The organism is Paenibacillus sp. sgz302115, assembly GCF_056120445.1.
Genome location: NZ_JBVYOK010000005.1, coordinates 297281 through 311346, shown reverse-complemented (window position 1 = coordinate 311346; position 14066 = coordinate 297281). Strand labels below are relative to the sequence as shown.

Annotated in this window: 3 protein-coding genes; all 3 read left to right on the top strand. The window is 55.3% G+C overall.

All coding sequences use genetic code 11. The features are described 5' to 3' along the window. Positions 1 to 197: 197 nt before the first annotated feature. The 3 genes from AC0LWN_RS13330 (at position 198) to AC0LWN_RS13320 (ending at position 14058) form a co-directional block, all read left to right on the top strand. The gene (locus AC0LWN_RS13330) at positions 198 to 872 is read left to right on the top strand and encodes a S1 family peptidase (RefSeq protein ID WP_474666003.1); all 675 of its coding nucleotides are present in this window, start codon (positions 198 to 200) and stop codon (positions 870 to 872) included. A 105-nt stretch (positions 873 to 977) separates the two neighbouring features. Continuing rightward, entirely contained in the window at positions 978 to 6248 is a 5271-nt protein-coding gene (locus tag AC0LWN_RS13325) for a hypothetical protein (protein WP_474666001.1), read from the top strand. A gap of 115 nt (positions 6249 to 6363) precedes the next feature. Beyond that, a complete protein-coding gene (locus tag AC0LWN_RS13320) occupies positions 6364 to 14058 on the top strand; it encodes an S-layer homology domain-containing protein (RefSeq protein ID WP_474665999.1) in 7695 nt (2564 codons plus the stop codon). Positions 14059 to 14066 lie beyond the last annotated feature (8 nt).

Below are 14066 nucleotides of genomic sequence, written 5' to 3'. Positions count from 1 at the left end.
GACGACAGAAGTAATATTTAGGAAAGGCGTCACCAGGGAAGTTATCCCGGGTGGCGTTTTTTTTGACTAAAGAGAGATCCACACGTTTTGATATTTTTCGACAGTCCGGCTCGCTTTTGAGAGAAATTTGAGAGAATGCCTTTTTATAATGGTTGGTAACGTGTGACTAAAGTCACGAAGGAAAGGATGGTGGCCCAATGCGTGGCAAGATAGGAGCGGTCATTCTAGCGGTTTTTGCTTTGCTGCTGTTACAGGATGGCAGGTCCGTCTCCCGGGCAGAGACGCTGGTGGAATATGATGCCGAAGGTGTGTATGCCCATACGGAGGAAGCGGTGTTTTATGTACGGGCGTTTCGCGCAGACGGCACGTTAAAGGATGTGGGCAGCGGGTTCCTGATTCAGCCCGACGGTACGGCGTTGACGGCCTATCATGTGGTGGAAGGAGCGGCGCGGCTGAGCTGTGTGCGCGATGATGGCGCTGCGGCGGCTTGCCGGATTGTGGCTCAGGACGAGGCGGTGGATACAGCCGTGCTGAAGTTTCCGTCCCTGGATAAGAACATGTCTTACCCATATTTACCCTTGCGGACAAGCCCGGTTAAGCATGGCGAGAAGGTGTTCGCCATCGGGTATCCCATGAAAGAGACGAAGATCATCACCGAAGGCATTGTGAATGCGCCCGGCGCTCCAATTAACGGGAGGGAACGGATCTTGATGTCGGCGGCGCTGGTCAACGGCATGTCGGGAGGGCCGCTGGTGGATCAGTATGGATATGCGGCGGGACTGCTGTCCGGCTCTCTGCGCACCATGAATGGCATTCATCTGGCGGTGGATGCAGAGTCGGTCAAGCGGGTGATCGCGAAGGCAGGCAATTAGAGGGAAGGCCGCGACCCGGGTTTGCCTGTGTAGCAGCAGGCGGCTCCGGCAGCGTTTTTACATAGAAAAGATTTGCAGTCAAAATCCGCTAGGGAGGGTGCATACATGAGGAAGTGGGCAAAAAAATGCCTGTCCGTCACATTGGCTACAGCGCTGCTGACGGCAGGGATGCCGTGGCTGGGCGGAGATCGGGCGCAGGCGGCAGGCGAATATCAGGATGTATATGTATATGGAACGAAGCTGCTGCATATTGGCGACTGGTATCCGGTAACAACAGCCGATTATGATGCTGACACAGATTCAGATGCTTTGCTTGTCAACGCTTTTGGATGGTTCGCCAAGGTGCAGAATGGCAACAAAGTTCCAGGGGTTACGATTGATAATGTTGACGGCGATCTGGACGGAGGGCCGCATCTGGGGGATGCGGATGTGCTCGATGCGACTATCCGGGTTGCGGACAATCCTCAACTTAAGCAGTTGGCTGAAGGAGAGGGGCAGTTCCGCTTCTATGTACGAAGTCTCTATGAATCGGATGATGATAGAGCAGAGGTGGAGGTTAAGAGTAAAAATCTGGGGACCTGGTACCGCGAGGATTATGTGGGAGCCGGACCGAACCGCGATGATCAAACCACTGGCTGGATTAATCTGGAGCCCGATGATGTGATCACTATTCATCTGGAGAGCTGGGGTTCGGGTACAGTCACCGGCATTCACTTGAACTTCCGGGATATCGTTGCTCCCACCGTCAAGGACTACATCTTTGATACCACGGGTACCCAGCGCGACAATACCACCATTGATGAGAAGGAACTGCTGCTTAAATGGGGCGACAAGGTGGATCTGACCTATCCGTTCAGCGAGCCGGTAAAGGCCGGTTCCGGGGAAGTGGCGGATCTTAACAAGCACAGTCTGTTCACCAACCCTGCCGGAACGGGCCTGCCCGCTGCCGGCGAGAACCAGGGAATGCAGCTACCGGCTGCAACGGATTGGAGCAAATACACTGACAAGCTGAGCTACACCTATGAAGCGGCTAATTACCAGCATAGCGGAAATCTGCCGATTGCGAATGGCGGTGAGCTGAGCAGTCTTCCGTCCGGGATCAATTTGAACGAGAAATCCCTGAAGCAGAAGCTTATCGACGCCGATTTCCACGATGCTGCCGGCAATCCGCTGGTTGTCAGTAATTTCGGCCAGAAGGCTGCCGCAGATGCAGGGGACCCGTTCATTCGCGGCAAAGCGATCAATCCGTTTGACACAACGGTTGATGCGGGCAGTGCCAGCGACGGCTTCCGGGTAATTGTTGACGCGGTGCCGCCCAAATACAGCTTCGCGGCCAACGGCATTCAGCCGGACATTGTAACAGGAAGCACGCTGAATAAGGGGGATACCCTGGATTTCAAGGTCAGGCTAACAGAGGACGTGATCGCCAAGAAAGGCTTGTCGGCTGACGGTCTGTTCCTCTACTTCAACAACGGTATGAAGGCTTACTACGTGGGAGGGGAAAACACTTCGCTGTGGACCTTCCGGGCGACCGTGACCGAGGATGATCTGGATGTGGCGCTGCTCAAGGTTATTGCCCTGACTCATTCCTCCAGGTCCGGCAGCATTCCCGCCTACGCGGACAAGGGCGTAATTCAGGATTACGCCGGCAATCTGCTGATGGACCCGGTCAATACCAGCAAGTCGGCTAACCCTGATCCGTCCAAGCAGGTTCCGAACACCAAGATCGACTGGGCGAAGCTGTCGATCGACAACACGGACCCGGGCTTTAAGTTCATCTATGACCAGACAGGTGCAACTGGTAATGTGTGGGGCAAAGCGGGCAAGGTCACCATTGATGCCCTTGATCCCGGAGTTGTCGCTCCTGCACTCGACCCGGACGAGGCCGGACAGACGCGGCCAAGCCGCGGCATCTATCGGCCGCTCAATATGACGGGCGGTTCAGGGGATTCGCCGGGCCTCGGCCTGGTCTACTATTACTGGAGCCAGAGTCCGAAAGATCCGCTGGAAGGGCTGGAAGCTGACGAGTTCGCGGCGGTCAAGCGCTATTCGCTTACAGGGCAGCAGCCCCGCGAGGGCCTGTATCCCGGCAAGCTGGCGGACTTCAATCTGATGGTGGCCAACAACAGCACCAATCTTTTGTCGCCGCCTGCTCAGGCGCAGACTGTTCAGGGCAGCGGAACCTGGTATCTTCATACCTGGACAGCGGATATGACCTGGGATACGGCCCGCGAACTGATGCAGTACGACAAAATGAAAGCCTACAAGACCGGCAATTCTGCCACCTATAATGGATGGATTAATGAGTATAAGGCTAGCCACGCGGGCGCATCCGATGCGGATGCGGAAACCTATGCAAACGGCAAAGCCCTCCAGGCTGTAGGTGACTACAGCGATCTGTCGCTGTGGACGGAGGCGGATTTCAAGCATGACGATTCCAACTGGATTTATGGCAAGACCGCTATGCTGCTGGACAACAAGGCGCCTGTTCTTAGCGCCTCTGTCTCCGGTGTCAACCATACGGCGGTAGTTAAGGCAACCGTCGAGGCATCGGATGAGCATAGCGGGATTGATCCGAGCTCCTTGCAATTCCAATGGGTCAAGAGGGGCGAGTCGCCAAGTGATCTGGACTGGCAGGTTGTGCCTGCAGACCGGACCGTGACGACCCTGAATCATGTGATTGAAGATGGAGAGTACCTTCTCTATTTACGAACTTCCGACAAGGCGGGAAATACAACGGGGTATCAGATGGGTGAGACTGTCGTGGTTGACTCCACGAACAAGATCAGCATCGCCTTCACGCCGGAAGCATCGGAAGGTTATGTTCAAAGCCATGACATTGGGGTAACCGTTAGCGGAACAGGGGTGCAGGAGCTGCTGTACGCTTTCAGTCCATCAGCCGCCCGGCCAGCGGACAATCTCTACAAGTCAACGGTGGTGAAGAATGTCTACGAAGGCGAGAGCGTGACGAAATCAGTCTATAGCAGCGTTGTTGCAGCCGTGTACGGCCTGAATGGAGAGCAGTACCTGCATGTGCGGGTCAAAGGAGACGATGCTGACCGCTACTATGATTACAGCTCGCTGTACCGGTTCGACAATGCCGCTCCGGTCGTAACGTTCAGCCTGAACGGCGTAAGCTATCCGCGTACTTCCTATAAAGTGCTTGTGACGGCAACGGATCTGTACAACCCGGACGGAACCTCGGTCCAGTACCAGTGGCTGCCGGAGAAGGCCGCTCCGCCGGATGCCTCCTCTGCCGGCTGGCTGCCGTTACCGGATGATGGCAAGGCGGTCATTGACAGCGAGCTGCTGGCTCCAGGCACATCCGCAGGTTATGTCCTGTATGTGTACGCCAAGGACGGACTGGGCAATGGCGCCGTTACACGTACTGGAACATTCCAATTGTTCCGGGCGGATAATTCCCCGGTGGAAGTGCTGCAATCCGATCTGATTGCCTTTGAGCGCGGGACGGAAGAAGGGAACAAAGCGACACTGCAACTGGAGCTGAAGAGCATCTCCAAGGATGGTTTTGACTACTCCATCTCCCGGGACAACGGCGTTACATGGAGTGTGTGGAGACCGTACACGAACTTTGTGCAGGTCGGCGTGACGCAGACTTCTCCCGATCAGCTCAAGCTGATGGCCAAATTCCGCTCCCCTTCAGGGGTGGTGAGCACTCCCTTGTCTATTGATACGAGCCAATTCGATGCGGCGGCCGATCCGCTGCACGGGCTGGTGTCTTACAGCACACTTCGGCCTACAAAGAGCGGTGGCGTTACACTGAGCATCACCGTGCCGACGGGGACCAAGGTGACTCCTTCGGCGGATAACCCGTCTCCTCCAGAGCGGGTCAAGGGGAACAGCTTCAAGATTTCGCAGAATGGCCTGTACACCTTTGATCTGGTCGACCTGACAGATTCGGAGCGCAAGGCTACGCTGCTGGCGGTCGTAAGCAACATCGACATGACTCCGCCGGAGGGCGTCATTGAATACAATATCACCGGTCCAACCCGGGGGAATGTTACCGCCAAGCTGATCGCCTCCGAGCCGGTTCGCATCCTGAACAATGGCGGAAGAGACAGCTATATTTTCAAAGAAAATGGATCGTTTACGTTCGAGTTCGAGGATGAGGCGGGGAATACGGGCTCGGCAATCGCAAAGGCAGCCAATATTGACAGAACGCCTCCAGAGGTATCTCTGGTCAAAACCTACAATTATGGAACGGGCGGCTCCAAGTCCTTTAAGACTCTATTGGACGCTCAGGGCAATGTGCTGCTGGCTACAGGAGTTGTGCTGACGGCTGAAAAAAGCTTCCCTGGAAGCGAGAATTTCCTGGTGGTGCAGGGCAAGAATCCGACCGTTCTTCTTCAGAACAATCCGGTCCGCATCATCGTACAGGACCCGCAGGGAAATACCGCGGCTCTGGAGGAGAACATCGAGAGCATTGCTCCCGCGCTGGAGCAGCCTAAGATTAGCTACGAATTTGTAGATGGCGACGGGCATGCGCTCTCTCCAAGCAAGCTTGTCACCATCAATGGCAAAACCTACGCCAAAGGCGCGGTGAAAGTTACCTTGAGCGGCCAGATTGATGCCCCTAACCAAATGTTCGCGGGCGCTGCGCCCGTAACTCAGGGGACTGGCTATGCCAATAAGATCAGCGGCGCAGACGGCAGCTACGCGCATTCTGCCACCTATAAGGCGAACGGCAATACCCGTTTGGTACTCAGCGATCTTCTGGGCCGGACCATCGTTTCCGCCATCCAAGTAGATGGCCTGGATAATACGGCACCGGAGATCAAGCTGAAGCGTCCTGTGACTGCGGTTATCCGGGGACAGAAGGATTTTGACGCTCTGCGTGATCTTGGCGGCTATGTCGTCACGGATAATGTGTCTGACGCAGATAAGCTGAAGGTCACGGTCAGCAGTCTGGATCTGAGCAAGACCGGCAAGCAGACGGTCACCTACACTGTAACGGACCAGGTGGGCAACACCGCAAGTGCGAAGCAAGAGGTTGTAGTCATGAAAGACACGGGGCTGCTGATTATCGGCAACGGACAGGTGCTGTCCTCCAGCCTATCAGAGACTGTGCTGTTCGATACGAACAAGATCACCTTCAGCGTGCTTGGCTACGACAAGATGAATGTGAACGGGAAGGAACTCGTCAATGAAAAGGCGACGTACACCCTTCTCTATCACTCCGGGCTATACCGGGAAGGCCAGATGAAATACATCGCTGAGGAAATATCGTTCAAGGAGCTGACGGTGAATAAGTACCAGGTCGTCTTCCCTAAGACAGGCTGGTACACCCTTATTATCAGAACGCAGGAAAGAGAGCGGGAGATCGTCTCCTTCTTTATCGGCGGCATGGAATCATAAGCAGTTCAGCAAGCGGCAATGCCGAAGGAGAAAGCCGGGCAAATGACAGAGGCGGGAAGGCCTCTGACGCTTGCCGGCTTTCTTCCAAATTTCAAGAATGAAGGAGTCAGAATTGATGAGAGGAATTAAGCAGACGATTACGGTTCTACTGGTAATGCTCCTCGCCTTTGCTACCCCTGTCTCGGTGTTGGCCGAAGAGGCCGGCAAGGCGGATACAACGGTTCTGAGCAACGGTCTTGTCAAAATTACGATCAACAATGCTACGGGTCGCTTCGCTATCCGTACCGTCGAAGGTCAGCCGATCCGCAAGAAGGATCAGAATATTGACATGATGTTCAAGGGGGATGACCCGGAGACCTCCTTTACGACCTTCCGTATTGACGGAACGGACTATATCTTCGGCAATCCGTACAAGTTCGGTGCGGAGCTGTTTTCCGAGATCACCACTCCCCAGATTGTACAAAATACGGACGGAACGAAGCAGATTGAAACGGTCTGGACGATCAAGGGCATCCAGATCAAGCAGATCATCAAGCTGTATATGAATACCTCTGACAAAATAAATGCCGGCAATGTGAACGTAAGCTATCTGGTTAACAACAATACGAAGTCTACGGTACAGGTGGGCTCGCGGATTTTGCTGGATACGATGGTAGGCAGCAACGACGGACCGGCTTTTCAAGTAGGCAAGGTCTACAAGACTCCCCTGCAAGTGGAGCGGAGACTGGTGGACGAGGACAAGCTTCCTCCCGGCATCGGTGAAGATGAAAAGGCGCTTTATACGCTGCCAGCCTATTGGGTCATGAAAGACAAGTATGACAGCACAGACCCTCTGGCTACCAACGCTGTGGCGTATGGCTTCAACAATTTTTCCGAGAATGACATTAATATTGTGGATGAAATGGTCGTGGGCCACTGGAGCAAAATGGCTAACACCAAATGGGACTATGAAGTGAATCCCAACCTGGATTTCACTACGGATACCAACGATTATGGCACGGCGGATTCAGCGGTTGCGTTGTACTGGAACCCTGATGCTATTCCTGCAGGTGCTGTGCACAGCTATGAGACAGTCTATGGGCTGGGGGAAATTGTGCAGCCGGACAAGGCGTTCTCCATCCGCTATATTGATCCGGTGAACCAGTTGGCGACTCTGGATGATAACAGCGGCTATGAGAACGAGGGCGTTTTTGATATTACCGCAGAGGTGGAAAATCTGGAGGCCTTCAACACGGAGCAGTCCAGCATCAATGTCAGTCTGCAGCTGGATAATGCGCTCAAATTCGTTGATGTGGATACAAACGGAAAGATCAAGCGGGATGCGAACGGGAAGATTCTGACCCGGACCGGCAATTCACAGACCGCCATCTTCCGCAAGGAAGCGACCCCGGAGCAGGCGGAACAGGGCATACAGCCGAAGTTCAAGCCCGGCGAGACCGTTACGGCTTCCTTCAAGGTTATGGCTACTGGCAGGGCGTGGCCGACAACGCCGGAATATTTGCTGAGCGTCAGCAGCCCGGAGACGGAGGCCAAGCTGGAGAGCATTCAGGATGAAACGGTCAAGGCGCAGTACAAGTCGAGCAAGGCCAATTTCGTGCTGCTGCCGCCTGTCGGCACGGCCACCCGGACTTATGTATACGCAATGTCGCCGGAAGAAGTGTACCGCTCGGATGTGAAGTATATTACCCTCAACCTGTCCAACATTGAGGCGTACAACACCGGGAACGCTACAACGGACCCCAATTTCGACCTTTATCTAAAAGAAGTCGCCACCGGCAACCGGTATAAGGTGCCGGTGAAGAACTCGGTTCTTCTCCAGCCCGCCAATGACGGGCAGGTGGGAGATATGCGGATCACCTATCGCACCGGGGATCTGGTGGATAAAGCCGGCAATATCCTGAAGGATGGTGACGGCAAGGAGCTTAAGGACCTGGGGCCGGACCTGCCTTTGGGCGAATATCAGGTGGAGATTGACTATAAAGACTCTGGCGATACTGGCGGTCTCTACGATCTGACTACCTCCCAGCGGTTTGTGGTCAGTGATAATGAGAAGGCGCGGATTAAGAAGGCGGGTATTCTGGCGGTCGTCAAGAGAAGTTTTGACATGACGACTCCATATGACAATACCAACAAGGAAGAACTGAAGGAAGCGTATGAAGACGCGTTCCCCGGTTACACCTTCCCCGGACAGGCTGAATATGCCGGGATGAAGACAGCTTTTACTACGGCCATGAATGCGATGGTCTTGAGCGCCAAAGTAACGGACCCCGAATTCGGCGGGGAATATCTGCAGCAGGCGGAGGAGGTTCCAGCCTACCATCTCCAGGCCTTCGAGAGCGAGGAGGAGCTGGAGGCCTTCAAGAAGAGCCTGGCCGAAGAGGATAGCGGCACAGGCAGCGATGAGGAAGAGGGAGCGCCCGGCGACGAGGTGCTGGTGGAGATTCGCGGGATGATCAACCAGATCGGCAGCGGTGACGACGCTGAATATGTGGTGGATACCAAAAGCGAGCCGGCTATCATCAACAACGCGGTAGCTTATCAAGGCAAGGATATGGTGTTTGCCAGCGGCAAGCTGGATGTATTGAGCATTAAAAAAGCTATTAATACGGATGATACGCCGCTCTTCGATACCCTGAGTGTAAAAGGGGACGGCGAGCTGAGCATGGCGGGCAGCGGTTTTGTCTTCTTCGAGGGCGAATGGACGCTCGATTTCTTCAACGGCTTCAGCAAATCGTTAATCCAGCAGGATAAAGAGGATGCTGGAGGCGATGACGGCGGGGATGGCGGAGAAAAGGACCCGGAAGCGGAGCAGAAGAAGAAGGACCAGGGCGGAGGCGCGGAGGATGATACGCTCAACGGAGCACTGACCTGGGCGGCGGGCGCTGTGGGCGAGCGGTTGAATCCACTGCGGCAGCTCATGATTCCCGACGTGTATTTCAACCGGCAGAGCCTGTTCGCCGCGCCAAGCTTTTCGGTTAAAGGCTTTGGCATGAAATTTAACGACTATATTCTTCGCCCGGGAGGCATCTCATTCTCAGGCGGCATCAATCTGAAAATTGTAAATTCGGAAATCAAAAACGTGATTTTCAATGATCAAGGGTTTGTGGGCATTGACGCCAATCTCAAATTTGATCTGAATGAGGAGATTGGATTGATCTCGAAGCCCAAGGAGGGTGATGCGGAAGAAGGCGATAAGCCGTCCGGCGAGATCACGATTGTCCATTATGTGCAGGAAGTGGAGGATGTGTCCAATACCTATGGCCTCAAATTCAACGCGACTGTGAGCAGCGTGGGTGTAGGCGTGGAGATTGCGTTCAAGCAGGTTGCGGACAAGCGCATTTTGCCTGATGCCATCGGCTTTGAAGCCGAGCTTGGCGATCCGGGTGTGCTCATTACCGGTGCGACCTATTTGACCGGCATCCGCGGAGCGATCCGCGAGCTGGCGGATACGATTGCCGGGGAGGGCGATGTGCCGCTGACCCTTGAGGCCGGTGCGGATATCACCTTTGGCGTACAACCGGCCACGTTCTATGGCAGCATCGACATGACGCTCAAGAAGTCGGGAATCAAGCTGGTCGGCAAAATGGATTACAGCCCTTCGCCGGAGTCGGAGAAGCTGGCTATGCTGACCGAGGCCAAGATTGCGGCCCAATGGATGACACCGTGGTTCGTCAGCGCCTCCGCAACGGTAGACGTTCTGGGCTGGGATGTGATTGTCGGCAAGGCTTCCCTGTTCGTGGGGGAAAATCTGATCAAGAACCGGATTGATTTTGAAGGCTTCGTGAGTGCGAAGCTGCAGATTCCTTCCGATGTGCCGGTCGTTGGCGGCATGCCGCTGGCGGGTGTATCGCTGGGCGTCAACAACGACAAGATGTGGGGCAGCTTCGCTGTTCTGTTCCTCAGTCTGGGCGTTACCTATTATTTTGACGGAGATATTGAATTCGGTACTTCCGGCGAGAAGCTTCCGGACGGACTGCTGTATCTGCAGGTTCAGGACCCGGAAACCGGGCCTAAGCTGGTTGTATTCGGCGAAGGCGCGGAAGCGGTAGCCACTTCGTGGGTATCGAAGGAAGAAACGCAGCATGAAATTGAGTACCACAGCGTCGCTGACGGCGTCAGCCTGCTGGATAACGGTTCCTTGGATGTCGGCATCGGGGGCATCAAGGTATCCGGCGACGGCAAGCTTCATGAAATTCCAATGTCGGCAGTTAGCGGCAACGCTTTGCTTGAAGTGCAATATTACGAAGATTCCATGCCGCAGCTTGCACTGAAGGACAATAACGGCCGCGATTACAAGCTTGTATTAGATGAACGCAAGATCAATGATCCGAACGCCAATGCCTTTACCCAGGAAATTTCTGGGAAGAACGGAACCATCCGCAAGGCATATATCGCTATTCCGGCCAGCCGGGCCGGCAGCGGCACTTGGAAGCTGTATGCAGATCAGAGCGTGGACACACGGCTGTTCAACATCCCTGAGGTATCCAAGCTGGATGAGGTCAGACTGGATCAGATCAGCACAGACGCGAATGCGTTCACGGCTTCCTGGAAGGTATCAAATGCCAAGCCGGATGATACCATCAGCCTGTATCTGACAAAGGATGCAGTGCTTCCCGCTTCTGCGAATGGAGCTATTCAAGCTCCCGGGGATGCGGGTGTACTGATTGCGAAGGATCTGAAAGCAGATCAAGGCGGCGGAGTGGCTGGCGGCATCACATCGGGCAGCACCCGGATTGATGCTACCCAGGTTTCAATGCTGGGGGCTACGGAGGACATCAGAGGCCTGATGGCTCAGGGAGATTATTATCTGCGGGCAGAGCTGCACTCCTCCACAAGCTTCGGAACGAAGACTAGCGCGGACAAGTTCAAGCTGGTGGACCCGCTTGCTCCTGCCGAGGTTAGCGATGTAGCGGTCAAGCCTGCGGGCAACGGGTATTTCGAACTGTCCTTCAAGCCTGCGGCGAAAAAGCCGGGACAGACCAATTACGAGCACAGCTACAGCATCGAAGCGCTTCAGCAGAAGGACGGAAAGCTGGCGGAATATGAGAATTTCAGCTCCCTTCTGTTCACGGAAGAGGAATTGAAGCCTTACTGGAATGAGCAGAGCGGCAAATATGAAGGCATTCGTCTTGGCGGCTGGACAGGGGCCTCGAATTCTAGCAAGGTGGACCATTCCAGCCTGGACGGCAAGGCAGTGGACGGCGATTCGATCAAATATAAGGGTCTGAAAGTCGGAGAGAAGTATGTTATTGGCGTATCTGCGGCGGTGAAGCCTGATAAGACTGCAGACCAGAATGAGAATCTGCATTATTCCAAGCGGGTGGATACGGCAAATACGCTGCTTCCGGCTCCGGCCAAGCCCGTACTGAGTATACAGGGCGTGGATTCAACCCGGATCGGGACGGCAACCTCCGCTTACGCGGAGGCGCTAAGCAGCTCTAAGAAGCAGAGCGTCCGGGTAGTATCCGATCAGAAAAATGTAGAGGTAGAGGCGATCTACGACGGCAAGTCACTCGCTAAAGTGGGACTTGCAGATAATGCGTCTGGAAGCGCCGGAACGCTGGATTTCTCCACCTTCACGGTGGATGGCACATATGCGATAGAACTGCGGACAAGAAACAAGACGACCGGCGATTTCACCATTACTATGCTGTATCTGACTGTGGATACTATTGCGCCGGTTCTGTACATTGACACTCCGCTTCCGGGCACGCGGACAGCCGGCGGCAAGATCAAGGTATCCGGACAGACTAGCAATGACGCTGTTCTCAAGGTTAACGGCCAGCCTGTTACTGTGGGTAAAAACGGCCGCTTTGACGGCGAAGTATCCGTCACCGGCAGCCAGCCAACGCTGGATTTGGCCTTTGAGGCAGTCGACCGTGTCGGCAACAGCAACAGCGCCTCGGTCGTTCTGACCAATGGCGGCTACCAGGTGCCGGTTGGCCTGGTTCTGCGCAAGGTGACCGACCTCGGTGTGAAAGACGAGCGGCAGCTCGAAGCCTTCCTGCGGGTACCTGACGGCAAGGATGGCAACGACAAAGCCAAGTACAAGGAAGTGCCGGTTGCAGACAGCGATCTGGAGAAGCTGACCTATTCCTTGTATGCGGGTGAAGCTGCAGCAGTATCCGAAGACGGCAAGGTGACTGGCCTCGCCGAAGGCTCGGCGATTGTGTCCGCAGACTACAAGCTGTCCGGCGGTGCAACACTTCAGGGCATGACGGCAGTAAATGTAGTTACCGACATCAAGGCCTATACCTCCGCTGTCTCCGGCAATGCGGCGGCTACGAAGGTCAACATAGTGTCGGCAGGCGACACAAGCAATGCCAAGCTGGTCTACAAGGTGTATCCTGCAGCGGATACTGTTTCACCTGCGCCCCGCTATAAAGATGATGTTAGCGGCTGGACGCTTCTCCCGGATGGCGGCGTTATTACTGCCGTCAGTGGCGACCGGATTGCTGTAGCCAAGCGGCCGGACGGCGGTAAACAGGCGCTGGCGGTATCGGTGCTTATGCCGGTGGTGCTGTGGAGCGAGAGCGGCACAGGCGGTAGCGGTACAGGTGGCGGCACGAGCGGCGGTGGCACAGGCGGCGCTGGCGGCGGTGCGGGTATTGGCGGTGGTGCCGGCAGCGGCGGCACGAAAAACGGCAATGATTCCGGTATTTTCGTTGGTGGCTCCCCTGTTCAGGCGCAGAAGCAGGATGACCGTCTGACGGCCAAAATCACAGGTGCGGGCGACGATTCCTCCAAGACCTTGCTGATTGAAGGCAAGGATGGGACGGTTAGCGGATATGCATTTGCGGTTGACCGCAAAATGCTGGCACAGGCAGCGGATCGCGGGCAATGGCTCCGCATGGTTCTGCCATTCGCAGAGCTAACCTTCCCTGCCAGCGCGGCGGCGGCAACCGGAGAGGATCTGCAGATCGCCATCGACAAAAACAGCAGCAGCCGGAAGGCAGAGCTGGCGAAAGTCGCCAAAGCACAGGGCTCTACACTGCTGGGTGGCGGCGAGGGCGTTACCTTCGATATTCAGGAGAACGGCATTTACAAGAACCGTTCGGTAGCGGCGAAGGTGGCATTGCCGGAGACCATTGCGGCAAAAGACATTACTGCAGTCGTGCTTCAGGACAGCAGCGGCAACTGGACCACCGTGCCTTGGTCCCTGGATGTTGTCAGCAACAAGGTGTACATCAACCTGACTCTGACAGGGAACGGAAGCATTGGCTTCATCAGCAAAAATGCGGCATTCGCAGATGTGAAAGACACCCACTGGGCCAAGTCAACGATTCAGGAGGCAGCATCCAAGCTGTTCATGCAGGGCCGCTCCGAAAATCGGTTCGATCCGAACAGCCGGATCACCCGGGCGGAGTATCCGGCAGTGCTGCTGCGGGTACTGGGACTGATGAATCAGCAGGAGCAGGTTGCTTTTGCCGATGTGAAGGCGGATAGCTGGTATAGCCGCAGCTTATCCATTGCCGTCAAGAACGGTTTGGTTACCGGCTTCAAGGATGGCACATTCCATCCGAATGAGGAGATTTCCCGCTTGTCGGCGATGGTAATGGCCGGCCGGGCGGTGAAGCTGCTGGGTGTGGATAAGCCGGTCACCAAGGCCGAAGCGGACGCCATTCTGTCGAAGTTCAAGGATGCGGAAACCATCCCTGCGTGGGCCAGAGATGCAGTTGTGCTGAGCGTGAAGCAGAATCTGATTTCGGGCCAGGACGGCTTCCTTCTCCTTGACGGTGCGCTTACCCGTGCCCAGGCTGCGGCCATTGCGATCAGATTGGGTGATCTCGTGCCCGCAGGCAATCCATAAGGAGCGCG